Annotated in this window: 36 protein-coding genes, 1 tRNA gene and 2 riboswitches; of the genes, 21 read left to right on the plus strand and 16 right to left on the minus strand. The window is 61.7% G+C overall.

Annotated features, from left to right (window positions below; translation table 11 throughout):
• Positions 1-614 (plus strand): SPOR domain-containing protein (locus MOV63_RS25565; RefSeq protein ID WP_247038112.1); only part of this gene is annotated, 614 nt, incomplete at its 5' end.
• A gap of 87 nt (positions 615-701) precedes the next feature.
• Positions 702-971, plus strand: coding sequence for a hypothetical protein (locus MOV63_RS25570; RefSeq protein ID WP_247038114.1), 270 nt, complete (start codon positions 702-704; stop codon positions 969-971).
• A gap of 15 nt (positions 972-986) precedes the next feature.
• On the opposite strand, the gene MOV63_RS25575 is transcribed toward MOV63_RS25570, so the two are convergent.
• From MOV63_RS25575 to MOV63_RS32660, 3 genes are all read right to left on the minus strand, one after another.
• Positions 987-1,424 carry a DUF1489 family protein gene (locus MOV63_RS25575; RefSeq protein WP_247038116.1) on the minus strand — a complete coding sequence of 146 codons (438 nt, stop codon included), beginning with the start codon at positions 1,422-1,424 and terminating at the stop codon, positions 987-989.
• 71 nt (positions 1,425-1,495) lie between these two features.
• Positions 1,496-2,896 (minus strand): L-serine ammonia-lyase, encoded by a 1,401-nt coding sequence (locus tag MOV63_RS25580; protein WP_247038118.1) that lies wholly within the window; start codon positions 2,894-2,896, stop codon positions 1,496-1,498.
• A gap of 168 nt (positions 2,897-3,064) precedes the next feature.
• Positions 3,065-3,190, minus strand: coding sequence for a hypothetical protein (locus tag MOV63_RS32660; protein ID WP_258719306.1), 126 nt, complete (start codon positions 3,188-3,190; stop codon positions 3,065-3,067).
• 222 nt (positions 3,191-3,412) lie between these two features.
• On the opposite strand from MOV63_RS32660, the gene MOV63_RS25585 reads away from it, so the two are divergent.
• Positions 3,413-4,111: a DUF599 domain-containing protein gene (locus MOV63_RS25585; protein ID WP_038543102.1), complete on the plus strand. Its 699-nt coding sequence runs from the start codon at positions 3,413-3,415 to the stop codon at positions 4,109-4,111.
• A gap of 23 nt (positions 4,112-4,134) precedes the next feature.
• Positions 4,135-5,121: a heparan-alpha-glucosaminide N-acetyltransferase gene (locus MOV63_RS25590; protein ID WP_247038121.1), complete on the plus strand. Its 987-nt coding sequence runs from the start codon at positions 4,135-4,137 to the stop codon at positions 5,119-5,121.
• Positions 5,122-5,136: 15 nt separating this feature from the next.
• On the opposite strand, the gene MOV63_RS25595 is transcribed toward MOV63_RS25590, so the two are convergent.
• Positions 5,137-5,529 (minus strand): MerR family DNA-binding transcriptional regulator, encoded by a 393-nt coding sequence (locus MOV63_RS25595; protein ID WP_038543106.1) that lies wholly within the window; start codon positions 5,527-5,529, stop codon positions 5,137-5,139.
• A gap of 57 nt (positions 5,530-5,586) precedes the next feature.
• Positions 5,587-7,005 (minus strand): magnesium transporter, encoded by a 1,419-nt coding sequence (mgtE, locus tag MOV63_RS25600; protein ID WP_247038123.1) that lies wholly within the window; start codon positions 7,003-7,005, stop codon positions 5,587-5,589.
• Between the two features lie 205 nt (positions 7,006-7,210).
• Between mgtE and MOV63_RS25605 the strand changes: the two genes are divergently transcribed.
• From MOV63_RS25605 to MOV63_RS32885, 3 genes are all read left to right on the plus strand, one after another.
• A complete protein-coding gene (locus MOV63_RS25605) occupies positions 7,211-7,702 on the plus strand; it encodes a peptide deformylase (RefSeq protein ID WP_247038124.1) in 492 nt (163 codons plus the stop codon).
• A 67-nt stretch (positions 7,703-7,769) separates the two neighbouring features.
• Complete coding sequence (locus MOV63_RS25610; protein WP_247038126.1) at positions 7,770-8,027, plus strand: BON domain-containing protein; 258 nt, start codon at positions 7,770-7,772, stop codon at positions 8,025-8,027.
• A 72-nt stretch (positions 8,028-8,099) separates the two neighbouring features.
• On the plus strand, positions 8,100-8,591 hold the full coding sequence (locus MOV63_RS32885) for a BON domain-containing protein (RefSeq protein WP_247038128.1): 492 nt from the start codon (positions 8,100-8,102) through the stop codon (positions 8,589-8,591).
• 14 nt (positions 8,592-8,605) lie between these two features.
• Here MOV63_RS32885 and MOV63_RS25620 read toward each other — a convergent pair whose 3' ends face one another.
• Both MOV63_RS25620 and MOV63_RS25625 read right to left on the minus strand, forming a co-directional pair.
• Positions 8,606-9,028: an OsmC family protein gene (locus MOV63_RS25620; protein WP_247038130.1), complete on the minus strand. Its 423-nt coding sequence runs from the start codon at positions 9,026-9,028 to the stop codon at positions 8,606-8,608.
• 184 nt (positions 9,029-9,212) lie between these two features.
• A tRNA-Leu gene (locus MOV63_RS25625) sits at positions 9,213-9,297 on the minus strand.
• A gap of 176 nt (positions 9,298-9,473) precedes the next feature.
• On the opposite strand from MOV63_RS25625, the gene lipB reads away from it, so the two are divergent.
• The 11 genes from lipB to MOV63_RS25680 all read left to right on the plus strand — a co-directional run bounded on the left by lipB (position 9,474) and on the right by MOV63_RS25680 (position 18,008).
• Positions 9,474-10,205, plus strand: coding sequence for a lipoyl(octanoyl) transferase LipB (lipB, locus tag MOV63_RS25630; RefSeq protein WP_247038132.1), 732 nt, complete (start codon positions 9,474-9,476; stop codon positions 10,203-10,205).
• A gap of 62 nt (positions 10,206-10,267) precedes the next feature.
• Positions 10,268-11,188 carry a DMT family transporter gene (locus MOV63_RS25635; protein ID WP_247038134.1) on the plus strand — a complete coding sequence of 307 codons (921 nt, stop codon included), beginning with the start codon at positions 10,268-10,270 and terminating at the stop codon, positions 11,186-11,188.
• 175 nt (positions 11,189-11,363) lie between these two features.
• Entirely contained in the window at positions 11,364-11,999 is a 636-nt protein-coding gene (locus MOV63_RS25640; protein ID WP_247038136.1) for a hypothetical protein, read from the plus strand.
• 137 nt (positions 12,000-12,136) lie between these two features.
• Positions 12,137-13,405: a hypothetical protein gene (locus tag MOV63_RS25645; RefSeq protein ID WP_247038138.1), complete on the plus strand. Its 1,269-nt coding sequence runs from the start codon at positions 12,137-12,139 to the stop codon at positions 13,403-13,405.
• Positions 13,406-13,482: 77 nt separating this feature from the next.
• Complete coding sequence (locus MOV63_RS25650) at positions 13,483-14,097, plus strand: GNAT family N-acetyltransferase (RefSeq protein ID WP_247038140.1); 615 nt, start codon at positions 13,483-13,485, stop codon at positions 14,095-14,097.
• 105 nt (positions 14,098-14,202) lie between these two features.
• Positions 14,203-15,330 carry an S-(hydroxymethyl)glutathione dehydrogenase/class III alcohol dehydrogenase gene (locus MOV63_RS25655; RefSeq protein WP_247038141.1) on the plus strand — a complete coding sequence of 376 codons (1,128 nt, stop codon included), beginning with the start codon at positions 14,203-14,205 and terminating at the stop codon, positions 15,328-15,330.
• 86 nt (positions 15,331-15,416) lie between these two features.
• Positions 15,417-15,605: a YegP family protein gene (locus MOV63_RS25660; RefSeq protein ID WP_038549224.1), complete on the plus strand. Its 189-nt coding sequence runs from the start codon at positions 15,417-15,419 to the stop codon at positions 15,603-15,605.
• 90 nt (positions 15,606-15,695) lie between these two features.
• Complete coding sequence (locus MOV63_RS25665; RefSeq protein WP_038543124.1) at positions 15,696-16,142, plus strand: YaiI/YqxD family protein; 447 nt, start codon at positions 15,696-15,698, stop codon at positions 16,140-16,142.
• Between the two features lie 17 nt (positions 16,143-16,159).
• Positions 16,160-16,822 carry a DUF1345 domain-containing protein gene (locus MOV63_RS25670; protein ID WP_038543127.1) on the plus strand — a complete coding sequence of 221 codons (663 nt, stop codon included), beginning with the start codon at positions 16,160-16,162 and terminating at the stop codon, positions 16,820-16,822.
• Positions 16,823-16,840: 18 nt separating this feature from the next.
• The gene (gene fghA, locus MOV63_RS25675; RefSeq protein WP_247038143.1) at positions 16,841-17,674 is read left to right on the plus strand and encodes an S-formylglutathione hydrolase; all 834 of its coding nucleotides are present in this window, start codon (positions 16,841-16,843) and stop codon (positions 17,672-17,674) included.
• Positions 17,675-17,741: 67 nt separating this feature from the next.
• Positions 17,742-18,008: a CopG family antitoxin gene (locus MOV63_RS25680; protein WP_247038145.1), complete on the plus strand. Its 267-nt coding sequence runs from the start codon at positions 17,742-17,744 to the stop codon at positions 18,006-18,008.
• 3 nt (positions 18,009-18,011) lie between these two features.
• Here the strand turns inward: MOV63_RS25680 and MOV63_RS25685 are convergent, their stop codons facing one another.
• The 5 genes from MOV63_RS25685 to crcB form a co-directional block, all read right to left on the minus strand.
• Positions 18,012-18,446 carry a hypothetical protein gene (locus MOV63_RS25685; RefSeq protein ID WP_247038147.1) on the minus strand — a complete coding sequence of 145 codons (435 nt, stop codon included), beginning with the start codon at positions 18,444-18,446 and terminating at the stop codon, positions 18,012-18,014.
• A 111-nt stretch (positions 18,447-18,557) separates the two neighbouring features.
• Positions 18,558-19,349: an ATP12 family chaperone protein gene (locus MOV63_RS25690; protein ID WP_247038149.1), complete on the minus strand. Its 792-nt coding sequence runs from the start codon at positions 19,347-19,349 to the stop codon at positions 18,558-18,560.
• Positions 19,350-19,361: 12 nt separating this feature from the next.
• A complete protein-coding gene (locus tag MOV63_RS25695; RefSeq protein WP_247038151.1) occupies positions 19,362-20,015 on the minus strand; it encodes an HAD-IA family hydrolase in 654 nt (217 codons plus the stop codon).
• On the minus strand, positions 20,012-21,007 hold the full coding sequence (locus MOV63_RS25700) for an RluA family pseudouridine synthase (RefSeq protein ID WP_247038153.1): 996 nt from the start codon (positions 21,005-21,007) through the stop codon (positions 20,012-20,014). The genes MOV63_RS25695 and MOV63_RS25700 overlap by 4 nt, the downstream gene beginning before the upstream one ends.
• A gap of 48 nt (positions 21,008-21,055) precedes the next feature.
• Positions 21,056-21,433, minus strand: a complete 378-nt coding sequence (gene crcB, locus MOV63_RS25705; protein ID WP_038543145.1) for a fluoride efflux transporter CrcB — start codon at positions 21,431-21,433, stop codon at positions 21,056-21,058.
• 124 nt (positions 21,434-21,557) lie between these two features.
• Between crcB and MOV63_RS25710 the strand changes: the two genes are divergently transcribed.
• Positions 21,558-21,836: a hypothetical protein gene (locus MOV63_RS25710; protein ID WP_038543147.1), complete on the plus strand. Its 279-nt coding sequence runs from the start codon at positions 21,558-21,560 to the stop codon at positions 21,834-21,836.
• Positions 21,837-21,853: 17 nt separating this feature from the next.
• Here the strand turns inward: MOV63_RS25710 and MOV63_RS25715 are convergent, their stop codons facing one another.
• Entirely contained in the window at positions 21,854-23,449 is a 1,596-nt protein-coding gene (locus tag MOV63_RS25715; RefSeq protein WP_247038162.1) for an EAL domain-containing protein, read from the minus strand.
• 175 nt (positions 23,450-23,624) lie between these two features.
• A complete protein-coding gene (locus MOV63_RS25720) occupies positions 23,625-24,110 on the minus strand; it encodes an Lrp/AsnC family transcriptional regulator (protein WP_247038155.1) in 486 nt (161 codons plus the stop codon).
• Between the two features lie 137 nt (positions 24,111-24,247).
• Between MOV63_RS25720 and MOV63_RS25725 the strand changes: the two genes are divergently transcribed.
• On the plus strand, positions 24,248-24,664 hold the full coding sequence (locus tag MOV63_RS25725; RefSeq protein WP_247038157.1) for a DUF2000 domain-containing protein: 417 nt from the start codon (positions 24,248-24,250) through the stop codon (positions 24,662-24,664).
• A gap of 40 nt (positions 24,665-24,704) precedes the next feature.
• On the opposite strand, the gene MOV63_RS25730 is transcribed toward MOV63_RS25725, so the two are convergent.
• Together MOV63_RS25730 and MOV63_RS25735 are read right to left on the minus strand one after the other, a co-directional pair.
• Entirely contained in the window at positions 24,705-25,193 is a 489-nt protein-coding gene (locus tag MOV63_RS25730; protein ID WP_405029384.1) for a copper chaperone PCu(A)C, read from the minus strand.
• A gap of 67 nt (positions 25,194-25,260) precedes the next feature.
• Entirely contained in the window at positions 25,261-25,638 is a 378-nt protein-coding gene (locus MOV63_RS25735) for a hypothetical protein (protein ID WP_247038159.1), read from the minus strand.
• A 194-nt stretch (positions 25,639-25,832) separates the two neighbouring features.
• Positions 25,833-25,920, plus strand: a riboswitch (glycine riboswitch).
• Positions 25,921-26,000, plus strand: a riboswitch (glycine riboswitch).
• A gap of 67 nt (positions 26,001-26,067) precedes the next feature.
• On the opposite strand from MOV63_RS25735, the gene gcvT reads away from it, so the two are divergent.
• The coding region (gcvT, locus tag MOV63_RS25740; RefSeq protein WP_247038160.1) for a glycine cleavage system aminomethyltransferase GcvT at positions 26,068-26,873 on the plus strand (806 nt) is incomplete at its 3' end.

Genomic DNA, 26,873 nt, shown 5'->3' on the forward strand with positions numbered 1-26,873 from the left:
CTCCGGCCGTTGCTACGACCCAGTCCGACGTGCGCCAGATGGCGGCTCTCGACCTGCCGCCGAGCGGCCCTCGGCCAGGTGCCCGTTATGCCGAACAGCAGGCTGCAGCCATGGCGCCGGCCGCCGCATCGGCCTATGCCGCAGAACCGGAGCAGAAGAAGGTCATCACCCAGGCGATGAACACGGCCATGGGCGGCGTTGCTGCCGTCCCGACCCCGGCTCCCGAATATATGCCCGCCCGCACCGAGGACGCCGTCGCACACCGTGCCGGCCGCTCGACCGTGGACGACGTCACGACGGCATCCACCAAGGTGTCTGCCGTGTCCGCGAAGGCCGCTCAGTCGGCGGCTGCGGCTTCGATGGCCTCCAACGGCTGGGTCATCCAGATCGGCGCATCGCCGAACCAGAAACAAGCTCAGGATCTCCTGCAGAATGCGCAGGATAAAGGCGGCAAGGTATTGCGTTCCGCCAAACCCTTCACTGTCGCCTTCAGCAACAATGGCGAACAGATCTACCGCGCCCGCTTCGGCGGCTTCGACGACCAGAAGACGGCTGTCGATGCCTGCAACGTGCTGAAGAAGAAGGGCATCAGCTGCTGGGCGTCGCTCCAGTGAGCAGTCGCCACCGGCGATCAAGGAAATACCCGCGCTGGTTTTCCGGCGCGGAGGGATCTCGAAAGTAACGCGTAGACGGGGTTTCCGATGATGATGAATGAAAACAGCGCCGAACTCGCCTTCAAACCGGCGCAGAAATCCAGAGCCAAGGGCGTCGCCCTCAACCCGCTTCACGAGGCGGCCATGCGGCTTGCCGGTCTCGGCTTGAACCGCTCCAAGGAAAAGACCCGCGATCTGGTCTCCCTGTTGCTCAGCCACGGCGCGCGCGCCTGGCGCCATTCCCAGCCGGAAGCCAATATCCACCTGCATGTCGGCATCCGCGCCGGCCGTGCGCCGGTCCGCATCAAGCTTCGCTGATCGGAAGTTTCCCGGTTACAGAAGTCCAAGCTCGGCGAGTTCCCGCCGCAGATCTTCCGGAAGCGCCGCAACGTCCTCGCCCAGTTTGCCGAGGTCACGCGGCGCTTCTTCGCTTTTCAGATAACGCCACCCCTGGAAGGGCCGCTTCGGTTGCGGCGCGGTCTCGATGACCTCAGGCCCGAGCACCAGCTGGCAACGCTGAATGCCGTCGCCGCCCGTAACCGTGCGGATATCGAGCAGCTTCTGCCGCGCCATCACCTGCCCCTTGATCACCCAGTAGAGTGATCCGTCGTCGAGCAGTTCCTGCATGCGCTTCGGCACCATGCGCGTCGTATGGATGCTGTGCGGTTCGAGGCCGGCGGCGATAGCATTGAGCGCGCGCTCAGCGACCCAATCCTGGAGATCCTGGATGGAATCGGCGCCGACGCAGAGTTTGATCAGATGGAGAGCCATGATTTGGTTGAAGACCCATCCGCACGTGAGGTCAAGCGTTTGCTCGGCTCACTCCACAGCGGCGCGCCGGCTCAGCACTCGACGACATTGACGGCAAGGCCGCCGGTCGAGGTTTCCTTGTATTTCTCGCTCATGTCGTTGCCCGTCTGGCGCATCGTCTCGATACAGGCGTCGAGCGGCACGAAATGCGTGCCGTCGCCCTTGATCGCAAGCGAGGCGGCCGTGACCGCCTTGACGGCCCCGAGCGCGTTGCGCTCGATGCAGGGCACTTGCACGAGACCGGCGATCGGGTCGCAGGTCATGCCGAGATGGTGTTCCAGCGCGATCTCGGCGGCGTTTTCGATCTGTTCGGGCGAGCCGCCCATGACGGCCGCAAGCCCCGCCGCAGCCATGGCGGCGGCCGAGCCCACTTCGCCCTGACAGCCGACTTCGGCGCCCGAGATCGAGGCATTGTGCTTGATAATGCCGCCGATGGCAGCGGCCGTCAGCAGGAAGTTATGGACGTCCGCCTGGGTCGCGTCGTCGTGAAAATGTAGGTAATAGCGTACCGTCGCGGGAATGACGCCCGCCGCACCATTGGTCGGTGCCGTGACCACCCGTCCGCCGCCGGCATTCTCCTCGTTGACCGCCATCGCGTAGACGCTCAGCCAGTCGTTGGCGAGCAGCGGGTTCAGCCGGTTGCTGCGCCATTCCTCGTTCAGCTTGTCGTGGATCGCTCTCGCCCGGCGCTTCACCTTCAGCCCGCCCGGCATGATCCCGTCGACCTTGAGGCCGCGGTCGATACAGCTGGACATCGCTTCCCAAATGCGGTCGAGACCGACATCGAGTTCGGCGGAGCTCATCTTGGTTTCTTCGTTGGCGCGCTTCATCTGGGCGATCGTCAGGCCTGAGCCGCGCGCCATATCGAGCATCTGCTTTGCCGAGGCGAATGGATAGGGAATGCGCGAGTCGCCGGCCGACTTCTTGGCACCGCGCATAGCCTCAAGCTCGGTGTCCGTCACCACGAACCCGCCGCCGATCGAATAGTAGATCCGCTTCAGGAGAAGCCGGCCGTCCCGGTCGAAGGCTGAAAAGCTCATGCCGTTGGCATGGCCGGGCAGCGGCTGCTTCTTGTCGAAGATCAGGTCGGTCTTCGGCTGGAATTCGTAAGCCGGATGGCCGGGCGGCGTGACGCGGCCGCTGCGCTCCACCTCGTCGATGATCGCGTCCATCCGGTCCGGATCGACGGCGTGGGGTTCCTCGCCGACCAGTCCCAATATCACCGCCCTGCCCGTTCCGTGGCCGATCCCGGTGAACGCGAGCGAACCGTGCAGGCTCACCTTCAGCGCCGCTACTTGCGCGCCGGCCGGGCGCGGCCACTCACTGGACAGGATGAGCTCCAGGAACCGGTTGGCGGCCGACATCGGTCCCATCGTGTGCGAGCTCGAAGGGCCGATACCAATCTTGAAGACGTCGAAAACGGACAGGAACATGATAATCCGTGCGGTAATGGAATGATTGCCGAGCCTATGTCAGGCCGGCGCAATGTCATGGCGATTGCCCGACATCCGGTGAACCGGCCGCGACATGCTCTTAAAATAGAAACGGCGCGGTACGAATACCACGCCGGAGATGGAAATTCCGGAATTTCACTGCGGCAATCAGATAGCGCCGAACAGATACGCGAGAGCCAACGCCCCTGCAAATCCGAGGAGCGCCTTGAAGGTTACGCCCCAGCAGGACTTCTGGTCGGTATCTTCCATGTCGTCTCCGGGTTCATGCCGCATCGATTAACGTCCGCTCCCGGTCGTCATGGCTAATGGTCTATTAAAATCCCGCCGCCTTCGCAATCCGGAAAATGGCGGAAACATGGCGGAAACCTTTGACGGATCACATTCGTAACGCCTGCACGCCGTTTGCGGTTCCTATCCGGATCGAGAAGGCTTGCCGCCGAAACCGAAACAAAGCATGACGAGACGGATTAGAGACCGATTCCAACCGGTGAAGCCATGACGAACGCCGATTATATTGCGCTTGCCCTCTTTGCCGTCCTTTGGTCCCTCTATTCCTGGGTGACCGCCGGCGCCGGCTCTCGGCTGTTTCCGCGCGCCAGCCTCAACAGGGCGATGGCCGAACGGCGGAAGGAATGGATCTACAATTCGCTTCGCCGCGACCTCAAGATGATCGACACCCAGATTCTGGCGGGCCTGCAGAACGGCACGGCCTTTTTCGCCTCGACATCGATCTTCGCGATCGGAGGCTGTTTTGCGCTGCTCGGCGCCACCGAACAGGTCGAGGCAGTCTTCCGCGATCTGCCCTTCGTCGCCTACGGTGGCCGCACCGCGTTCGAACTCAAGGTCGCCGGACTCACCTTCCTGTTCGGTTATTCCTTCTTCAAGTTCGGCTGGTCCTACCGGCTGTTCAACTACTGCACCATTCTTTTCGGCGCCTTGCCAATGATGCACGACACCAACGCCGACCGCGCGGGGGCCGAACGCGCCGCCGATCAGGTCGTGCGGATGAATACGATCGCAGCCGGCCATTTCAATTCGGGCCTGCGGGCACTGTTTTTGTCGGTCGGCTATCTCGGTTGGTTCATCGGGCCCTATATGTTCATTGCCATGACCCTTGTGGTGGTCGTCGTGCTCACCCGCCGCCAGTATTTCTCCGAGGCCCGGCTGGCGATCATGGACCGCGGGACGCCCTGAGATCTGATCCGGAAAGACAAGCAGTGACTGTTGCCGAAACCCAGAACCCCACTCCGCGCAGACCCCGCATCACGCTGATCGATACGCTGCGCGGCGTCGCCCTCATCGCCATGGCGACCTATCACTTCACCTGGGATCTCGAGTTTTTCGGTTATGTCGATCCTGGCACGGCGACCCAGGGCGTCTTCAAAGTCTATGCCCGCGCCATCGCCAGTTCCTTCCTGTTCCTGGCGGGCGTCAGCCTGGTTCTCGCGCATTTCCCGAAGATTCGTTGGCAGCCCTTCTGGAAGCGTTTTGCGATGGTCGCTGGCGCTGCAGTCGCGATCAGCATCGCGACGCTGATCGCCTTTCCGGGCGAGTGGATCTATTTCGGCATCCTGCACAATATCGCGCTGTCGAGCCTGATCGGTCTCGCCTTCCTGCGCCTGTCACCGTTGTTGACCGGTGCGATCGTTGCCCCGGTGGTCGTGGCGATGATCGTCGACTACAGCCTGGTGCCCGGCGCACTGGATTCGGCCCTGTTCGACGCCCGTTACCTGAGCTGGCTTGGTTTTGCAGAAATCCCGCCGCGTTCGAACGACTATGTGCCGCTGTTTCCCTGGATCGCGGCGCTTTTGGCTGGCGTGGCCGTCGCAAGGCTGGCGATATCCAAAAATTGGCTTCCGAAACTCGCGGCGGTCCAGACGCAGGAGAACCTTCTCTCGAAGGCCGGCCGCCACAGCCTGATCGTCTATCTCGTCCATCAGCCGATGCTGATCGCGCTCGTCTATCTCTTCTCGCTGGTTCATCCAGCCCCGCCGCCGGATCCGCGGATCGGCTATGTCAGAAGCTGCGAAGCAGGCTGCACGGGCCAAGGCAACGATGCCGGCCTCTGCCAGAAATTCTGCGGCTGCACCGCCGACAAGCTGATCGCCCAGTCGCTGATGACGCCGCTGCAGTCCGGCGCCATCGCCCCGCAGGACGACCGGGTGCAATCGCTCGCCGAACAGTGCTCGATCGAGGCGCAATAGCGGTCGTTTTGGAGATCAGGTGCCGACGCCGATTTCGGCAAGCCGGGTCAGGCAGGCTTCCTCGACATTGTCGAGCTCCGTCAGCGTATCGTCGATATCCTTGCGCTTCTGGCGCAGGTCGTTGCGTTTTTCATCGAGGCGCGTCATCAGGAGCTTGAGCTGCCCGAGCTCGCCCGGCGGTTCCTTGTAGACCTGAATGATTTCGCGGATCTCGGCGATCGTGAAGCCGATCCGGCGACCGCGCAGGATTTCCTGGATCAGCCGGCGATCCGTCGCCCGGAAAAGCCGCGTGCGACCCCGGCGTTCGGGGTGGATCAGGCCCTCGTCCTCGTAGAAGCGCAGCGTGCGGGTCGATACCCCGAATTCACGCGTCAGCTCCGTAATGCTATAATATTTGTTCACGTTCATGTCCTGCTACTCGTCAGCCAAACTAATTGACTTTTACGTAACAGTCAATTTTTGGGCTCAGCGGAGCATGAACCACCAGGTCGCCAGGCCGAGAAACGAGAAGAACCCGGTCGTGTCGGTAATCGCGGTGACGAACACCGCCGACGATACCGCCGGATCAGCCCCGGCCCGGTCGAGAAGCAGCGGGATCATGATGCCGGCCATGGCGGCCGCAAACATGTTGATCAGCATGGCGGTGGCGATCAGCCCGCCGATATGGACATCGTGGAACCACAGACCGGCCACCACACCGACGAGACAACCGATCACCACGCCGTTGATCAGGCCAACGCCCGCCTCGCGTCGTGCGACGCGCCAGGCATTGTGAATGTCGAGATTGCGGGTCGCAAGCGCGCGCACCGTCACCGTCATCGTCTGCGAGCCGGCATTGCCGCCCATGCCGGCGACGATTGGCATCAGGATGGCGAGCGCTACCACCTGTTCGATGGTCGCTTCGAACAGCGAGATCACGGACGCCGAGATGAAGGCGGTGAAGAGGTTGACCAAAAGCCACGGCACCCGCGACCGCGAAGTCTCCCGGACCGAGTCGGACAGTTCTTCGTCGCCGACGCCGGAAAGGCGCATGATGTCCTCTTCGGCCTCTTCCTGGATGACGTCGACCACGTCGTCGATGGTCAGCACGCCGACCAGCCGGCCGTTCTCGTCGACGACGGCGGCCGAGAGCAGGTCGTACTGTTCGAAGAGCTGGGCTGCCTCTTCCTGGTCCATGTCGGCGGGGATCGGATAGTTCGTCTCCCGCATGATCGTCTCGATCTTCACCTGCCGCTTGGCGCGCAGGATACGGTCGAGGTCGAGCACGCCGAGCAGCTTGAAGGTCGGGTCGATCACGAAGATCTGGGTGAAGCTCTCCGGCAGATCCTCCTCGTCGCGCATGTAGTCGATCGTCTGGCCGACAGTCCAGAACGGCGGCACCGCGACGAATTCCGTCTGCATGCGGCGGCCGGCCGACTGTTCCGGATAATCGAGCGCGCGGCGCAGCCTCACCCGCTCGGTGAACGGCAGCTGCGCGAGAATTTCTTCCCGGTCCTCGTGGTCGAGGTCTTCGAGAATGTAGACCGCGTCGTCCGAATCGAGATCGCCGATCGCTGCCGCGATCTGCGCGTTCGACATCTGGTCGACGATCTCCATGCGGATGTTTTCGTCGACCTCGGTCAGCGCGGTCAGGTCGAAGTCGTCGCCGAGCAGCCGCACAAGCGCGTGGCGCTGATCGGGCAGGATCGCTTCGAGCAGGTCGCCGAGTTCCGATTCGTGCAGCCGCGCCACATGGCTGCGCAGGAAAAGCGTGTCGCGATCAGCGATTGCTGCGCCGACCATCGCCAGGAAGTCGGCGCGGATCGCACCGTCCTCGGAATAGATGTCGTCACCGGCATCGTCGGTTTTTGTGCGCAGGCGGTGGTCTTCGCCGATATCGCTCATCTGCCGCCCTCACTGCTGGTCTTTGACAAAACGAGAATGGCGGCAAAAAACATATTGTCAACAACCGGATAGCTGCACCCGGCGCTATTGCTCCTGCCACCGGTTTTCCTGCTAGAACAATTGCCGTTCCGGGTCCAGAGCGCATGGTGAAACGATGCGGAAAAACCCGAGAGGCAGCCCGATAGGCAGAAAGAGGAGTTCGAAAATGGCCATCCGAACCATCCTGAAATATCCCGATCCGGGCCTGTCCAGGCCATGCGAGCCGATCACGGTTTTCGACGCGGCCCTGACGGCGCTGGCCGATGACCTTCTCGATACGATGCGGGCAGCACCCGGCGTCGGCATCACCGCCGCGCATGTCGGCGTCTTCACCCGGCTTGTAGTGCTCGAACTGTCGAAGGAGAGCGGCGCGCGCTTTTACGCCAACCCGGAAATCCTGCTCTCCTCGGAGGAGTTGATGCGTCATACCGAGGGCAGCGTCTCGATGCCCGGGGCCAATGACGAGGTAGAACGCCCGAAACGGATCCGGTTCCGCTACCAGGATCTCACCGGTGTCGTCCGTGAAGAGGACGCCGAAGGCTTCTATTCCATCTGCATGCAGCACGAGATCGACCAGCTCGACGGCATCTTCTGGCTGAAACGGCTGTCCCGCCTGAAGCGCGACCGGCTGCTGCGCAAATGGGGCAAGGGAAAATAAAAACACGGCCGAACCAAATTCGCGTTCGCCCGTTGTCAGGTCGCAAGTCCAGCGAGGAGCTACGACCATGAATGCGACAGCAGACAAGACCGCAGCCGAGCTCGAGCGAAAAGTATCCGAGCGTCTGGCTGCACTGCCGGACGTCGATTCGTCGATGATCGAACCACATGCCGAGGGAACCAAGGTTATTCTCGAGGGTTCTGTCGATACCGTGTTCTCCGCCCGCAAGGCGGTGTTGAGCGCGGAAACCGTGGATGGCGTACATGATGTCGAAAGCCACCTGACCCTGACGGGTCAGCGGAATGGCGCATCCACGAACCACTGAGCCGAAATACCCGGCGCACCGGCCTTTCAGGAGGGGGGCGCCGGGTACAGGTGGGAATGATAGGAGACTGTGGTGCCGGGCAAGAAAAAAGCTGACGACATTTCCCGCGAGGAAGATTTTCGCGATTACGACGACCGCAATATCGACGAAGGCTGGCCCTACGACGATGCATCCGGTGCCCGCCCCGTCGACAACGCCGCCTATGGCGATCCCAAGGCCAATTTCGACAGCGACCGCAACCGAGGCTATCAGGTGGACGGTGTCGAACGCGACGGGTCGGAAGAGCGCCTGGCCGATAGCATCCGCCCCGGCACCAAGGGTATCGAGGAGGCCGACGATCTTGAAGAGCGGATCACCGACGCGATCGAGGAGCTGGACATGATCGACATGGCGTCCATCGACGTGCATGTCGAGGACGGCACCGTCACGCTCGAAGGCGCCGTCGACGATGCGGCGACGTCTCGCAAGATCGTCCGGCGGATCCAGCGTGTCGCCGGCGTCCGCGAACTGGTCAACAACCTTCGCCTCGAAGGCGTCGACAGCCACATTCCCGACGAGGATTGATGGCGCGACGGCGCCTAGGCGCTCGTCAGCAGGATATCCGGTAAATTTTTCAGAGTATTGCTGACGGTGCAGATTTCCTCGGCCATATGGGCGATCTGCTTTCTCTGCTCGTCGTCGAAACCCCCTTCAATACGGAAATCCACGATGAACCGGGTGATCCGGGAGGGTCCTTCATGGGCTTTTTCGCCGGTCACATGCACCTTCACCTCGCTCAGCCTGTCGAGGATGCCGAGCTTGCTTGCGGCGATACGGCCGCTGAGCACGAGGCAGGCGGCAAGCGATGAAAACATCAGGTCGAGCGGATTGAACCCCGGCTCGGAAGCGCCCGTCACCACTTCCACCTGACCACCCGTCTCACTCGTCACCTGCGGGTGACCAAGGCGTCCGAGCACCGCCGTCGCGCCGATCGGCCGCGTCTTGATTTTCAGTTCGACCATTGTTTGTCCTTACCTTGCACATACGAGCTTGGATCAGGCCAATAGATAAGCGAGGAATTTCAGGATCGCATCCGGAATGCGCGATATGACTCGATGTTTTGCCATCGAAGCGGCAGATGGGCCTGATTTCCCGGATGCGATTTCATCCGGGCAACAAAAAACCCGCCGAAGCGGGTTTTTATTTTGGTGCGGTCGAGAAGACTCGAACTTCCACGTCTTGCGACACAGCGACCTCAACGCTGCGCGTCTACCAATTCCGCCACGACCGCATCGTGGTAGATGCCGACTTGCGCCGGCGGGGCTGCATGTAGCAAAAGCATTTGGGGTGCACAAGTGCGCCGTGACAGATTTTTGAAGGATAAAAATTGCAAGCGTGAATGCCTATATAAACCGGGCCGAAACCAGGCCCTTGCCGCACCCTTTTGTTTTTGCCAGAAGATTTTCCATGCTCACACGCACCGACCTCAATCTGTCCATGCTGCCGCAAACAGGCTCGCCGCCGGTGCGCTGGCGAATCTCCGATGGGCTTGTCCCTTACGAGGACGCCGTGGCCGAGATGGAGCGCGAGGTGGCGGCGATCGCCGATGGCCGCGCCGACGAACTCGTCTGGCTGCTCGAACACCCGCCGCTCTATACCGCCGGGACCAGCGCCAACGCCGCGGACCTGATCGAGCCGGACCGGTTTCCGGTGTTTTCCACAGGCCGTGGCGGCGAATACACCTATCATGGTCCCGGCCAGCGCGTCGCTTACGTGATGCTCGATCTCAAACGCCGGCGCCAGGACGTGCGCGCCTATGTGGCAGCGCTCGAGGAACTGATAATCCGCACCCTCGACATGATGAACGTGCGCGGCGAGCGGCGCGAGGACCGCGTCGGCGTCTGGGTGCGCCGGCCGGAAAAACCGCTTCTGCCGGACGGTTCGATGGCGGAGGACAAGGTGGCCGCGCTCGGCATCCGCCTGCGCCGCTGGGTCAGCTTCCACGGCCTCTCCCTCAATGTCGAGCCGGACCTTTCGCATTTCACCGGCATCGTGCCCTGCGGCATCAGTGCTTACGGCGTGACGAGCCTCGTCGATCTCGGCCTTCCGGTGATGATGGCCGACGTGGATATGCGCCTGCGTGAAGCTTTCGAGGAAATCTTCGGTGCCTCGGTTTCCGAAGCAGCAGCTGTAACCTGATCTTGGCTTGAACATTGCCGCCCGCTGTGGTTGAAGAACCCGGTTCCTCGAAAGTGCCGGGCATGCCCTCTTCCACACCTGAAAATCCGCTGAAGGGCATGGCCATCATGGCCACCTGCATGGTCATCCTGCCGTTGATGGATGCCATCGCCAAATACATGGCGACCTTCGAGGCGATGTCGCCCGCTCAGGTGACATTCTACAGGTTCTTCTTTCAGCTCGTCTGCATCCTGCCGCTTGTCGTCTTCACCGGGGCCGCCATCTTCCGGCCGAAACGCCCCTGGATGAACCTGCTGCGCGGCGTGCTGCATGCGGCCGCCAGCCTGATGTTCTTCGCGGCGGTCAAATACATGCCGCTCGCCGATGTCTTCGCCATCTATTTCGTCGAACCCTTCATGCTCACCATGATGTCGGCGATCTTCTTGCGGGAAAAGGTCGGCTGGCGGCGGTGGCTGGCGATCGTCGTCGGTTTCAGTGGCGCCATGATCGTCATCCAGCCGAGCTATGCGATCTTCGGCTGGACGGCGCTGCTGCCGGTCGCCTGCGCCTTCCTCTACACGCTCTACCTGTTCCTCAACCGTGCGATCGGCGAGGCCGATTCGCCGCTGGTCATGCAGACCATGGCAGGCGTCGGCGGCACGCTGTTCATGGCGGCGGCGCTTGTGGCCGGAGATAACGCCGGGGCCGCGGATTTCGCGCCGTCGCTCCCCGCTTCCTGGCTCGGTCTTATCCTGCTCATGCTGCTCGGCTCCATTTCGGGCTACATGCATCTGCTCGTGGTACGGGCCTTCCGGCTGGCGCCGCTTTCACTGCTGGCACCCTTCCAGTATTTCGAGATCATCTCGGCGACCGTGCTCGGTTACGCCCTGTTCGGCGATTTCCCGACCGCCTCCAAATGGCTCGGCATCGCCGTCATCGTCGCCTCCGGCCTGTTCATCATCTGGCGGGAACGTTCCAAATCGAAGCAGCTCGAAACTGTTTGACGGCCTTGTTTCCCGCCGGTTAACCGCGCTTCTTTTCTGCCTCTCAACTTCTCTCATTTATCCCCCACATTCAGTTTCATGATGAAACGGAGAAATGAAGATGAGCGGGTTCCGCTTTTCTTTTCCGGCATGTGTCATCGCCGGGAAGGGTCGGATTGTGGCCGACGATATTTTGATGCTGCGCAAATATGCGTTCCCGGACGGCATTTGCTCCTCCGAAGATGCGCTCGTCCTTTTTGCGCTGAATGATTCCTGTCCCGAACAAAGCCCCGAATGGTCGACCTACTTCGTCGAAAGCCTGACGGCATATCTCGTGCGTGACACCGATCCGATGGGGCGCATTGATGACGCAAAGGCTGGCTGGCTGATGCGCACGATCGCCGTCGACGGAGCCGTTCGTTCCGCGCTGGAGCTCGAATTGCTTCTGCATGCTATGGAAGTGGCGTCCGAGGTACCGGAGAGCCTGTCGGCCTTTGCGCTCGACCAGGTTCGCCTGGCCCTCGATCCCGGGGCACGCGGTGCCTATCATGCCGCCCGCCCCGCCTCTGCCGGCATCACAGCCTTTGATCTCACCTATATCTGGCGGGTGCTGCGCGGCGCGATGGAGCGAGGCCGGCTGCTGCTCTCGCCGGTCGAAGCACTGGTCCTGCGCGAGATCGACGAACTGACCGATGCTAGAGCCCATCATCCCGCCTGGCGGGAGATGATCGCGGCGGTGGCGACCTATGAAAGGCCGAAGGAAGTGTTGCGCTCCGGTCCCTGGCTGGTGACCGATGCCGGTCATCGGCTGACGCGAGAGGTGGCGGCCTGACAAACAGCCGGTCGCGACGCGTTGCACGGCTGCTCGTTCGCATTTTATCGGTTGGCTAAACCGCCTGGAAAATCAATCGGCCTAATGGTGTCTGTGATGATCGGCCAATCGCGAGCCGACAGGCTCCCGAGGTCGATATGACGCCTATTGTCTCCGCCGTCCTGTTGCTGACGATCAATCTCGGCCTGCTCTGGCTGCTGATGGCAGCACCCGTCGGCCGCCGCACCATCACGCTGCATCGGACGCTCGAAATCGCTCCGGAACGTCTCTGGCGCGCCTTTCACCCCGGCGGCGAAGAGGCGAGCTGGAACCCTTCGATCCTCTCCTCAGGGATGGAAGGGAACCGCGGCGGGATAGAGATCGCTTACAGCCATCCCGACCGGCACGGTGCGCCGATCCGGCGGGTCTTCAAGGTGGACGAAACTGTCGATAGTGCCCAGCTCAGCTTCGAGAGCCGTGCACGCGTGGTGGACGACACCGCGCTCGACATTTCTTTCTGGCGCAACTTCGAGGAATACCGCGCCGTGTCGGCCGCGCCTGGCGGTTCCACGATCACCCTTGCCCAGACGGACAACTATCGCGGCCTCGGCGTTTACCTGTTTCGTTATTTCATGATCCGCCGCGAGCTCTCGTCGCTGACTGCATGGCTGAAAAACGGCCGGCCGAAAACAGGCGGCATGATCGAACATCCGCTCACCCAGATAGTCCTGGCACTCCTCTCGACGCTGCTGCTCTGGCCCTTTTTCGGGCTGACTGCGGCAGGTCTGACGATCTCCACGATTCTGACGGTGGTCATCGTGCTGCATGAACTGGGGCACATGGCCGCCTATCGCGCCTTCGGGCATGAGAGGGTCAGGATGATCTTCGTTCCGTTTCTTGGAGGCATCGCCATCGGCGGTCGGCCCTACAACAGCCGCTTCGAAGTCGCCACCTGTGCGCTCATGGGCGCTGGCATGTCCGCCTTTCTCGTGCCGGTGGTGATTTCCGTCCACGATCTCTCGGCTACCCACCTGTTTTCTTCGTCGCTGCGGCAACCGGCGCTGGTCTTCCTGCTGATATTGGGTGCCTTTAACCTCCTCAATCTTCTGCCCATGTACCGCTTCGACGGCGGCAGGGTACTGAGGCAGATCTTTCCAACCCGCAGCCTGCTCGTCGCCGGCAGCTTCGGAATTACGCTCTTGATGTTGTGGGTCGGCTACCGGATCGGGCTGTCCTCCACCGCCCTGATCGCGGCACTTGCCGTGTTCACGCTGATGAGCTTGATCGGCTTTTCGTCCGTCAAGCCGCGCGAAACCCTTGAGCAAATGCATCCCGGCGAGCGGTTGATGGCGGGCCTCGGCCTCTATGCCGCGGTCGCCATCCATTCCTACGGTCTTGTCTACGCCTGCGACCGCCTGTTCGGCTGATCACCCGCGCTCCATATCACTCGACATCGACGTCTCCGCCCATTGACATCAACCCGCCAAGCGGCTCCAAAGGTTACATGAAAAGCGAAAACCCCGCACTATCATCCGGTTATTCCGCCGTACCTCCGGGCAAGATTGCCACCGTCGTGACCTGCCTCGAAATGTTCGAGAAGCCGCGCAGGAAAACCGCGACGGCGCCGGACACGCTTACCCTGGAACGCTGGCAGTCTCCTGCTCCCCACGAATACCGCGCGCTGTTCCGGGCGGTCGGCGAGAACTGGATGTGGGTCTCGCGGCTGCTGATGAGGGACGACGAACTTGCCTCGGTTCTCAACGATCCGCAGGTCGAGATCTACGTGCTTCTCGACGGCGGCCGCCGCATCGGCCTCTTAGAGCTGGATTTCCGGGAGCAGGGCGAATGCGAGCTCGTCTATTTCGGCCTCGTCGCCGGTGCGATCGGCAAGGGCGCCGGCCGCTTCATGATGAACTGGGCGATCGAGAGGGCCTGGGCGCAACCGATCCGCCGTTTCTGGGTGCATACCTGTCACTTCGACCACCCGGCCGCCATGCAGTTCTATCAGCGGTCCGGGTTCACGCCCTACGCGCTGATGGTCGAAGTCCTCGACGATCCGCGCCTGACCGGCCTGGCGCCGCGCACGACCTCGCCGCACGTGCCCCTCATCGGTCCCTGATCCGCTCACCGAAATGCGACCGCGAACGGCTCGTTCCGGCTTGAGCCGGCCCCCTCGCCTGTGCCAAGGTCGCGCCGAATCTATAAAGCCTCAAGGGAGAACATCATGGATGTCCGCGCCGCCGTCGCCGTTCAGGCTGGCAAACCGCTCGAAGTCATGACCGTACGGCTCGAAGGCCCCCGCGCCGGCGAAGTGCTGATCGAGGTGAAGGCGACCGGCATCTGCCACACCGACGATTTCACCCTGTCCGGCGCAGATCCGGAAGGCCTCTTCCCGGCGATCCTCGGCCATGAGGGCGCCGGCATCGTCATCGACGTCGGCCCCGGCGTCACCTCGGTGAAGAAGGGCGACCACGTCATCCCGCTCTATACCCCGGAATGCCGCGAATGCCCCTCCTGCCTGTCGCGCAAGACCAATCTCTGCACCGCCATCCGCTCCACGCAGGGCCAGGGGCTGATGCCCGACGGCACCTCGCGATTCTCGATCGGCAAGGACAAGATCCATCACTATATGGGCTGCTCGACCTTTGCGAACTATACGGTCCTTCCGGAGATCGCGGTCGCCAGGATCAACCCGGACGCCCCCTTCGACAAGGTCTGTTATATCGGCTGCGGCGTCACCACGGGTATCGGCGCCGTCATCAACACCGCCAAGGTGGAAATCGGTGCGACAGCCATCGTCTTCGGGCTCGGCGGTATCGGTTTGAACGTCATCCAAGGCCTGCGCCTGGCCGGCGCCGACATGATTATCGGCGTTGATCTGAACAACGACAAGAAGGCCTGGGGCGAACGCTTCGGCATGACCCATTTCGTCAACCCGAAGGAAGTCGACGGCGATATCGTTCCCTATCTCGTCAACCTGACGAAGCGCGGCGCCGACCAGATCGGCGGAGCCGACTATACGTTCGACTGCACCGGCAATACCAAGGTCATGCGCCAAGCGCTCGAAGCGTCGCATCGCGGCTGGGGCAAGTCGGTGGTAATAGGCGTTGCCGGCTCCGGTCAGGAAATTTCCACCCGTCCCTTCCAGCTCGTCACCGGCCGCACCTGGATGGGCACGGCCTTTGGCGGCGCTCGCGGCCGCACCGACGTGCCGAAGATCGTCGACTGGTACATGGAGGGCAAGATCGAGATCGACCCCATGATCACCCACACGATGCCGCTCGAGGACATCAACAAGGGTTTCGAGCTGATGCATGGCGGCGAATCGATTCGCAGCGTAGTGATTTACTGAGCGCGGTATCGGGTGCTTTCCGGAACGCGCCTCATTGTTACGAATAAGTCCACGATTTCAACTCCGATGAATGGGAGATGCAGAAGATGTACAAATTCGAGATTTATAAGGACAAGGCCGGGGAATACCGTTTCCGCTTCAAGGCTCCGAACGGTCAGACCATGTTCTCCTCTGAAGGTTATTCGGCCAAGGCTTCTGCCGTGTCGGCCATAGAATCCATCAAGAAGAACGTACCCGGCGCAACGGTCGACGACCAGACGACCGCCGTAGCCTGATACCGCTTCCCGCGCGCGGCCCGCCGGGGCGGGCTGCGTTGCCTCCCCCCATTCGGGGAGCCGACCGGGTTGAGGCCGGAGTATCCATCCATGATCTACGTCGATGCCGATGCCTGTCCGGTCAAGCCGGAGATCCTGAAAGTCGCGGAACGCCATAACTTCGAAGTGACGTTCGTCGCCAATTCCGGCCTTCGCCCGTCCCGCGACCCGATGGTCCATAATGTCATCGTCTCCGCCGGTTTCGACGCCGCCGACAACTGGATCGCCGAACGCGCCGGCCCCGCCGATATCGTCGTCACCGCCGACGTGCCGCTGGCGGTACGCTGCGTTGCCTCAGGCGCGCTGGTGACCGGCCCGACCGGCAGGGTCTTCGATGAAACCAATATCGGCATGGCGAGCGCCATGCGCGATCTCGGAGCACATCTGCGCGAAACAGGCGAAAGCAAGGGCTATAACGCAGCCTTTTCGCCGCGCGACCGCTCGAAATTCCTGGAAACGCTGGACAGGCTCTGCCGCCGCGCCAAATCAGCCACGTGAGCGATCGGAAAACCTGGATGCCGAGCCCCTGGCGCAAACTGACCTATCACCGGCATGGCCCGTTCTTCGCCGGCACCATCGCTTCGCTGGTCTGTCTGCCGTTCCTGTTCCTTTCCGTGCCGCAACTTGCGCCCGGCATCGCGGTCATCGTCTTCTTCCTGATCTATCTCGTCATGATGGCCGCCCGCATCCCGAAGCTCGATGGCGCCACGTTCAGAAAGAAAGGCCAAAACGACGACGAGCCTGCGCCGGTCATCTTAGGGGTAACTTTGCTCGCCGTTGCCGCCGCCGTGGTTTCGCTGTTCGAAGCGCTGAACCGTTCGCAGCCTGCGGGCCTTGCCTCCGTCTCGCTAGCCTTCGCATCCGTCGTGCTCGGCTGGCTGACGATCCATACGATGTTCGCCATGCATTACGCCCATCGCTTCTGGCGGCCGGACGAGCAGGCCGAAGAGAATGAGGCGAAGCGAGGCGGCCTCGATTTTCCCGAAACCGACGAGCCCGGCGCCTACGATTTTCTCTACTTCTCGTTCGTCATCGGAATGACCGCCCAGACATCGGACGTCCAGATCACCACGACCGACATGCGCCGCATCAATCTCGTGCATGCGGTCGTGTCATTCTTTTTCAACACCGTCCTTGTCGCCGCGGCCGTCAACGCCGTCGTGTCGATGGGCAATTAATATTTTCGAGGAGCACCGATGAAGGTCCTTTCCCAGAACACCGCCTTCGGCGGCATGCAGGGCGTATTCATGCACGAATCCGAAGCCTGCAGATGCGAGATGACCTTCGCCGTCTTCGTGCCGCCTCAGGCAATCAGGGAGCCTTGCCCCGTCGTCTGGTATCTATCGGGCCTTACCTGCACCCATGCCAACGTCATGGAAAAGGGCGAATACAGGCGGATGGCCGCGGAACTCGGCCTGATCGTCATCTGCCCGGATACCAGCCCGCGCGGCAATGACGTACCCGACGAACTCACCAACTGGCAGATGGGCAAGGGCGCCGGCTTCTATCTCGATGCAACGGAAAAGCCGTGGGCCGAGCACTACCAGATGTACACCTACATCACCGAGGAACTGCCGAATTTCGTCAGCCAGCATTTTCGCATGGACATGGACCGCCAGAGCATTTTCGGCCATTCCATGGGCGGCCATGGCGCCATGACGATCGCGCTCCGGAACCCCGACCGCTTCAAGAGCTGCTCTGCCTTCGCGCCGATCGTCGAGCCCTCGACCGCCGACTGGTCGGCGCCCGCCTTCGAGAAATATCTGGGCGCCGACCGCTCAGCCTGGCGGCAATACGATGCCTGCGCACTGGTCGAGGACGGTGCGCGTTTTCCGGAATTCCTGATCGACCAGGGCAAGGCCGACGGCTTTCTCGAAAACGGCCTGCGCCCTTGGCTGTTCGAGGAAGCGGCCAAGGGAACGGATATCAGCGTGACGCTGCGGATGCACGAGCGCTACGATCACTCCTATTATTTCATCTCGACCTTCATGGACGACCATCTTCGCTGGCACGCGGAACGGCTGGGCTAAGGCTTGATCGGACGCATCCAACGGTAAAGAATGAAAGGGTGGCACCGTCACGAAGAGGGTGAAAGCCGTGAGCAAAAGCAAGTCCGCCAGCGAACTCAGCGAACAGGAAATCGTTGCGCTATCGGAAACCGATGAATGGTTGCCGGTTGGTGAAATCGAAGAGCGCAAACGTTTCTGGCAGGATGCCGCGCGCGACACGATTGAAGGCAAGCGACAGAGGATTTCCATTTCCATTCCGGAAAGAGATCTCGCCCGTCTAAAAGCTAAGGCGTTGGAACAGGGCATGCCCTATCAGACTCTGATCAATTCGATCCTGCACAAGTACGTTTCCTAGGTCTCACGGAAACAGCGCCGTCGCCATTGTCGGGCGGCGCTGGCCGTCGAGGCGGAATTCGCCGGCGATGCGGTCGGCGATCTTTTCGGCGAGGTCACGATCCGCGGTACCCCCGTCCAGCAGGTAGATCGACGTCTTGAACGTTCCCTTGGCGATCGGTTCGCCGGTGTTCACCGATATCGCCTGTACCGTCACCTTCGCCTCATGCCGGCTGCCGATCAGCATGGGCATGTGCGACATCTCGTCTATTCGCACCGAGATGATCGTCCGCGGCAGGGCAATCGACCTGGTGGTTGCGCGGATCGCCTCGTCGACCAGCATGTCGGTGGCGATCACCAATCCCTTCGGCACATCCGGCCGCGCGGTCACGAAGGCACCGCGCACGTCATAGAGAAGTTTTTCCTGCGCCGTGTTTGCCTGTTCCAGGCGGAACGACATCAACGGCAAGACCGTCAAAGCAACAAGACAGAAACGAGAGAGACGACGGAGCATGAAGGGACCTGCAAAACGGCACCTTCAGATGTTCCAACGAACACGGTTAGAGAACGATTAAGCCGAGGGCCTCAACGCAAGAAAAGTTTCGGTCGCCGCCCGCATTTCCTCGAGCCGCTTGGCGCGTCGATGCTCGGCTTCCGCATCCGCGCCCCAATGTTCGATCGTCCAGTCCTCGTCGAGATGGGCGAGCGTCCAGGCCTCGTCGGCGGTGAGCCGCCCTTCCGCGAAGGCAAGTGCGAGGATCGCCGAACCGGTCAGCGTCGTCACCGTGTGCAGCACGGCGAGTTCGATCGGCGTATCGTATTTCTTCAGCGTCACCGCAAAGGCGGCGATCGCCTCCTTCGGCTGCTCCTGCGGCATCACGCCCTCGACCAGGATGAAGCGGGCGCCGAGTACGTTCGCGGCCCAGTCGACGATCGGATCCCATTGTTCGCTCTGGCGGGCGACCAGGTTTTCCGGTGTCTCGGCGCGGTAGCAGAGCAGATCGCTCGAAGAGAACCGCAGGATATCCTCGAACACCGCCTGGGGGTCGGTAGCGATGCCGTCGATCGCGGTGTTGACGAGCCGCGTCACCGGCATGGTGCCGGGATCGATGACATCCACCTGGCTGGCCCACTCGTCGCGGATCAGTTCGGCAAGCCGGGCCGTCGGAGCCACGAGTGCTTTCTTGGCCGGCGTCCTGACCGACCTGCCGTCGAGATGGATGGCATGGCCGCCCTCGCCTTCGGTTACCGATACTTCCTTGTAGAAGCGCTTCGGCAGCGGCTTGTGCATCTGGATCTGCGCCCGCCGCGTCGGGTCCGGGTGGCTCAGCGCTTCGGATGGATCGGGAAACATGTCACGCATGGAAATAAAACCTCAGCCGATATGGCTCAGCAATTCGCTCGGATGATGGATGATCGCGTCGGCTCCGGCCTTGTTCAGCTCGTCCACCGAAGCGTAACCCCAGGCAACACCGATCGCCGTGGCGCCGGCCGCCTTCGCCATCTGCATATCGTAAATCGCATCGCCGATGACAAGGGTATCGGAAGGCTCAATGCCGGTCTGGTCGCAGCATTCGGTCACCATCGCCGGATGCGGTTTCGATGGGCAGTCGTCGGCGGTAAGCGACACGACGAAATATTTGTCGAACCCGTGCGTCTCCATGACAAGCTTCAGCCCGCGCCGCGATTTTCCGGTCACTGCGCCGATCAGCAGATCCTCGCGCGGCCCGATCGCGTCGATCAGCTCGCGAATCCCTTCGAACAACGGTTCCTTGAAATCCAGGTCCTGGCGCACGACGGCAAACAGCGTCTTGTAATAGGCCATCATCTCGACAGCTTCGTCATCCGCATGCGGCTTGCCCTGCATGCGGGCAATCGCGATGTCGAGCGTCAGCCCGATGATCGCCTTGGTGTCTTCCACCCTGGGTTCCGGCTTGCCGAAATGGGCAAAGGTGCGGCGCATGGTTTCATGGATTAGGTTGGCGCTGTCGACCAGCGTGCCGTCGCAATCGAAAAGGACCAGTTTCATTCGTCGTCGTCGTCCCTGCGGCCGTTTTCCATGTCGAAGCCGAGAAGGTTCCAGCTCTGCACCATATGCGGCGGCAAAGGTGCAGTGACCTTCAGCCGTCCGCCGTTCGGGTGCGGAATGTCGATATGGCGGGCGTGCAGATGCAGCTTCTTCTGGATGCCGCCCGGAAAATCCCAGTTGTGATCGTCGTCGAAATATTTCGGGTCGCCGATGATCGGATGGCCAATATGCAGCGCATGGACGCGCAGCTGATGGGTACGGCCGGTATAGGGTTCCATCTCCAGCCAGCAGAGCGTCTGCGCCGCCATTTCCAGTACCCGGTAATAAGACACCGCGTGGTCGGCGCCGTCCTCGCCGTGCCGGGCGATCCGCATGCGGTCGCCATCCGGCGTCTGTTCCTTGACCAGCCACGTGGAGATCTTGTCCTCGTGCTTGCGCGGCACGCCCTTGACCAGTGCCCAATAGGTCTTCTTGGTATCGCGCTCGCGGAAGGCGGCGGTCAGCTTCTGCGCAGCACCCCGGGTGCGGGCGATCACCAGCACGCCTGATGTGTCGCGGTCGAGTCGGTGGACCAGCCGCGGTTTTTCACCCTTGGGGCTGATCCAGCTGTCGAGCATCTGGTCGATATGGCGGGCGACGCCCGATCCGCCCTGCACGGCAAGGCCAGCCGGCTTGTTGAGCACGATCACCTTCTCGTCCTCGTGCAGCACCATGCGCGACAAGAGTTCGAAATCGCTGGAATGCTTGAGATCCTTGCCGGCGATCGGCCCGGTCTTCTTGGCGTCGACCTCCATCGGCGGAATGCGCACCGTCTGTCCCGGCTGTACGCGGGCGTCGGATTTTACCCGTCCGCCGTCGACGCGCACCTGTCCGGAACGCAGCAATTTCTGCAGCGGCCCGAAGCCGAGGCCCGGGTAGTGGATCTTGAACCAGCGGTCGAGACGCATTCCCGCTTCGTCCGCTTCGACGCGGATATGCTCGATGCCTGCCATCAAAGCTCTTTCATATCTGGATGTGGGCCAACGGCCTTTGCCCGGTCTTTAGAGCATTGCCCGCCCGAGCGCCAGTCCGGCGAAGACGGCACCGAGCGCGATCACCACGCTCGCGACGATATAGGTGACGCCGACCATGGTCGCACCCCGCTCCAGCAGCGACACGACATCCAGCGAAAAGGCTGAGAACGTTGTGAAGCCGCCGAGAAAGCCGGTGATGATCAGCAGCCGCATCTCGGGCGATGCATCGTACCGTCGGACGATGAGTTCGGCGAGAAAGCCGATCGCGAACGAGCCGGCGATGTTGACGGCAAGCGTTCCCCAGGGAAAGGCAGCCCCCCACAGGCGCAGCGCCCAGAACCCGACGATATAGCGGCAGACAGAGCCGATGGCTCCGCCGATGGCGACGAGAAGCATATTGTTCATGGGAGTTTTCTGTAGGCCAAAACCGGAAATCGTCAAATTGATAAAATGCCCACGTTTTGTTTAAAGGGGAACAAATCAGGGCCGGCGTAATTATCATATTCTGAGAAAAGACGCGACAGGCGCCATGACACAACTGGTCACCATATCGGCGAACACCGCCGCACTCGCCATCGAGGCGCTGAAGCCCGGACGACGCCTCTCCGTCAAGGATCAGGTCAAGGACATCAAGGCCGACTCCGAGCGCAATGCCCGTCGCGCCGAAAATGCCGGCGACCCCGGCGATATCGAATTTATGATCCCCGCCACGACGGTCTCGATCGATGTGCTGACGACCGACCAGCATCATCATCCGCAGGCGACTTTCTCCCAGGCGCAGTCAGCCTATCGCGACCTCGAAGACTGATCCTCTTCCCACAGTTTTCACGCCGCCACGCACCGGATGTTCTTTTGCCCGCTCCCCGAGCGGGCTTTTGCGTTTCGGTGGTAGTCGATGAAATCCACGGCCGGAAGCGGTTTCGAAAACAGCCAGCCTTGGGCAAACTGCACGTCGTGAGCCTTCAGATAATCCGCCTGCTCCTGCGTCTCCACGCCTTCGGCGACGATCTGCAGATCGAGCGTCTTTGCCATCTCGATGATATGGCCGGTGACCGAACTGGTGGCGCTGTTGCGGCCGATCGTGTCGACGAAGGACTTGTCGATCTTCAACGCATCCATCGGCAGCCCCTGCAGATATTGCAGGCTCGAATATCCGGTGCCGAAATCGTCGATCGCAACCAGATGGCCGCGTTCCCGGGCCCGGGCGAGCGTCGCCCGCGCCGCCTCGATATCGATGAAGCCGCGTTCGGTCGCCTCCAGCCAGATCTGCCCCGCCGCGATCTCCGTCTTGGGAAGCTTGTCGCCGAGAACATCGAGAATACGGCCGGACGTGACGTCGTCGGCGCAGAGGTTGATGGCGATATGCAGCGATCGGTCGGCCGCGAGCAGCGCCCCGAGATCGGCGATGACGGCTTCGACAACCTGGTCGGTAATCGGCAGAATGAGCCCGCTCTCCTCGGCAAGCGGGATGAACAGATCCGGGCGCACCAGCGATCCATCCGGCCGCCGCCAGCGCACCAGGGCCTCGGCACCGACGCAGATGCCAGTCTTCAGTTCGATGATCGGCTGATAGTGGACGATGAATTCGCGCTTGCGCACCGCGATCACCAGTTCACCGAGCGGTGACAGCCGCTTCCTGGAAAGCCAGATCACGACGCCGACGATGAAGATGGCGATGAAGGCGCCGACCGGCAGCAGCAGGAACTGTTCCGCCTGAAGCCTGCCGGCAAGGTTGGAGCGCGGCTCCATGGCGATCGCGATCAATCCCTTGTCGCGCGCTATCGCATAAAGCACCGAGGACGTCATGCCGTTCTTTGGCTCGTCGATCAGCGCGTTGACGAGGGCCGTTTCGGGGGAATTGAGTTCGTTGATCAGCATGCCCTGCCGGTTGGCGAGCGCCAGCGATATGTCGGCATCTGCCAGGATGTCGACGAAACGGGCAGGATCGACCAGCACGTTATAGGGGCCGTAGTGCAGTGCCATCATCGGATTGCCCATGCTGACCGCCGGCTGCACGCGGGTGGCCACTTCCACGCCGTCGGGCGTCATGTAGTCGATCCACGGCCGGTCGACCTTGCGCTCCTCGATCCCCCAGGAGGTGCATTTCAGTAGGCCGTTCTCGAAATAACCGACTTCCTTGACCGAGGGCGTGTTGAAGGCGATCACCCGCATACGGGCGATGTGCTGGTCCGAACAGGGTACCAGACGCGGATAGGCGAGCGAATCAAGCGCTGCCCGCGCATCCTCGAACGTCCTGCTCGCACGCGTGATCGTCTGCTGCGCGATCCGCTCAAGATTGTTCTGCTGTTTCTCGACCGTGATGACCCACGAAATATAGACCATCGCGGCAATCGGAATGATTGCCCCGAGCAGGCCGAGGAAAATGGCCGCCGCAATCACCCGAGAACGTCGCAGTTCCATTGCCGAAACCTTTGATGAGAGGTCTTGGGCGGTATTCATCGCGGACTTCTGTTAAGATTCATTGATGCAACTCGATCAGGTTGTATCGAAGCAATTTCTAAAGCCCTTCCGGTTGTCGTCCGCGCGGCACCAGTCAGCCTGAATGCGCGCCCTGGCCGGCAAATCCGTTGGCTTCCTAGGTCCGTTTGTCCGCGAAACGCAATGGAAGGCCGTCAAAAGCCTTGATCTCCTTGAGGACGAAGGTCGTCTGCATTTCCTTGATGCGCGGCAATCGCCGCAGCGTCGACATGGCGAAATCCGCATAAGCATCGAGATCGGGTGAGACGACCTGCAACAGGAAATCCGCGTCTCCCGCGATGCTGTAGCAGGCGACCACTTCGTCGAGGCCGATCACCTCGGCCGCGAAAGCTTCCGCCTCTTCCTCGCTATGGCTGTCGATCTTGACGCGGATGAACGCAAGCACGCCGAGGCCGATCGCCTTTCGGTTCAGCACCGCCTTGTAGCCCTGGATGACGCCCGTCTCTTCGAGATGCCGCACGCGCCGCCAACTCGGGGAGGTCGAAAGCCCGACCTTGTCGGCCAGCGCCTGATTGGTCAGCCGGCCGTCTTCCTGCAACGCTTCCAGAATTCGTATGTCCGCCGGTTCGACGTCGTTCGCCATAAAAATCTACCCATACTTCCGATCATTCAGGTAGATCTTACCTAAGAATGCCGAAAACGGGAGGAAAAAGACAGGATCGACCGGCCAATTCGGAGTAGGCTGCGGTTCTCTTCGACAGATGGATACCCCGCCCGCCTATGACCGACGACATCCGCCTCGCCATTATCGTCAACCCCGCCCTGCCGCTCGGCCTCGTCGCCAACACGGTCGGTGCCATCTCGGTCGGCCTCGGTGCGCGCATGCCGGCACTTGCCGCCCGCCGGCTGACCGATCGCGAAAGCCGGACGATCGATATCAGTTCCGCTCTGCCGGTACCGATCCTGCAGGCACAGGCAGAGACGATCCGCTCCTTGATGCTGAAGGCGCTGTTGCCGCTACAGGACCACGCGATCGTCCCCTTTCCGGCTTTCGCCAGATCGCTGCACGACTATCGGGACTATGAAGCCACCTTCCCAAATCGCGATCTGGCGGAGGAGGAGATCGACGGCCTTGGCCTCGCCGGCCCTTCGAAATGGATAAAGTCGCTGACCGGCAGCCTCAAACTGCTGCGCTAGAGACGAAGAGCCCGCTCCCACGAGCGGGCCTCCATCGAATTCACTTGTGTTCGTGACCGCCCGGTCCCGCCGCCTCGACCGGCAGCGTGATATCCACTTTCCCAGCTTTCTCGAAGGACAGCGTCACCGGCACCTTGCCGCCCTGCTTGAAGGGTTCCTTGACCTTGATGAACATCAGGTGCAGTCCGCCGGGCGTCAGTTCGACGGTCTTGCCTGCCGGGATGGCTATGCCGGTATCGAGCCTGCGCATTTTCATTACCTCGCCCTGCATCGCCATCTCGTGCATCTCCACGGTGCCCGCGACCGGTGACGAGACCGATACCAGCATGTCGTCGGATTTACCGTTGTTCTTGATGGTGAAATAACCGCCGCCGACCGGCTGGCCGGGCAGCATCGCCTTGGTGAAGGCGCCCGTCACTTCCAGATCGGCGAGCTTGGTGGGCGCCTCCTGAGCGGCCGTAACTCCCGCAATAATAATGCCGGTCGCAGCGAAGATGCCGAGGAAAGCGAGTTTGGTGAAAGTCTTCATGGAATATCCCCATACGGTGACGGCATCTGTGCCGGTCGACCGCGATTGATCTGAGAGCGTTAAAACATTAGATCGAAATCGGCGGGGCACGAGACTTAGGCCGGGCGACGGCGGTCGTACCGAGCAGTTCGGAAAACTGGCGCAAGGGATTGGCAAGCGACGCGCGCTCTGCCGCAAGTAAGGCTTCATCCTCCGGCGGCGGCAGGATGACCGATGCTGAGAGCAGGCAGACTTCGCAGAGCGGCTTTGCCGCCGGCATCTGGTGGCCGTGGTCGCCTTCAGAACAGATATCGGCAAAGGTGCCGTCCGGCAGCCGATAGGCCTCGCTGTAGGAATCGAGCGGCGCCGAAGCCTCCACCGGCTGATGGGCAAATCCCAGCAAAAGCAGCAGCATCGCGCAGAAAATGCGCGTTGAGGTCGCCGCCATGTCCTGTCTTGCCGTCATCGTTCCGCCTGTTCGAGTGATGTGGGAATAATCCAAATCGCAATAAAGCGCAAAAGCCCTTTTGTCGCGTGATACAGAACCCATTTCGCCCCGCATTGCATTAGGTCAAATCGCGTTTGCTGCGTTGCGACAAAAATAGTGTTCGGTGCGACATGCAGGGCTTGCCAAATGGCGATCCAGGCCGATAATACCACCCAGACTCGCTGGGAGAAGCCGCTTGAATGCGGTGCCGAAGGAGCAACCGCCCCGGAAACTCTCAGGCAAAAGGACCAGCAGTCGACCGACAGGAACTCTGGAGAGAGGCCCGAAGAGGGCCCGCCGAAGGGATAACAATCTCAGGCGCCAAAGACAGAGGGGGCTCATAAACCGGTGCGTCACTGCGCCTGAATCTGAGCCGGCGCTTGAAATGCGCCAACCCTGGAGGCGTCCTTGGACGATCAGACCGTTCTCAAGACCACCCCGCTTCACGCCCTCCATCTGTCGCTCGGCGCCAGGATGGTCCCCTTTGCCGGCTACGACATGCCCGTGCAGTATCCGGCCGGCGTGTTGAAGGAACATCTGCAAACGCGCACCGCCGCCGGCCTTTTCGACGTTTCCCATATGGGTCAGGTCGTCATCCGTGCGAAATCCGGCGCTTACGAGGATGCGGCACTTGCGCTCGAAACCCTGGTGCCGGTCGATATCGTCGGCCTGAAGCCCGGCCGCCAGCGCTACGGTTTCTTCACCGACGACAACGGCGGCATTCTCGACGACCTGATGATCACCAATCGCGGCGATCACCTGTTCGTCGTCGTCAACGCCTCCTGCAAGGAGGCCGACCTCGCCCATCTACGGGCGCATCTTTCCAGTTGCGACGTCGAACTCCTCGAAGACCGCGCGCTCCTCGCCCTCCAGGGACCGCGCGCTGAGGCGGTGCTGGCGGCTCTCTGGCCAGATGTCACCTCCATGACGTTCATGGACGTCCGCGACGCGTCTCTGCACGATGTCGACTGTATCGTCTCCCGCTCCGGTTATTCCGGCGAGGACGGGTTCGAGATCTCGGTTCCGGCAGACCAGGCCGCGCAGATCGCCAAGGCGCTGCTCGAAGACCTGCACTGCCAGCCGATCGGCCTCGGCGCCCGCGATTCGCTGCGCCTGGAAGCCGGCCTCTGCCTCTATGGCAACGACATCGACACGATCACCACCCCGATTGAGGCCGCGCTCGAATGGGCGATCCAGAAGGCCCGCCAGATCGG

It is taken from the genome of Neorhizobium sp. SHOUNA12A, assembly GCF_023006505.1.
Classification (GTDB): domain Bacteria; phylum Pseudomonadota; class Alphaproteobacteria; order Rhizobiales; family Rhizobiaceae; genus Neorhizobium.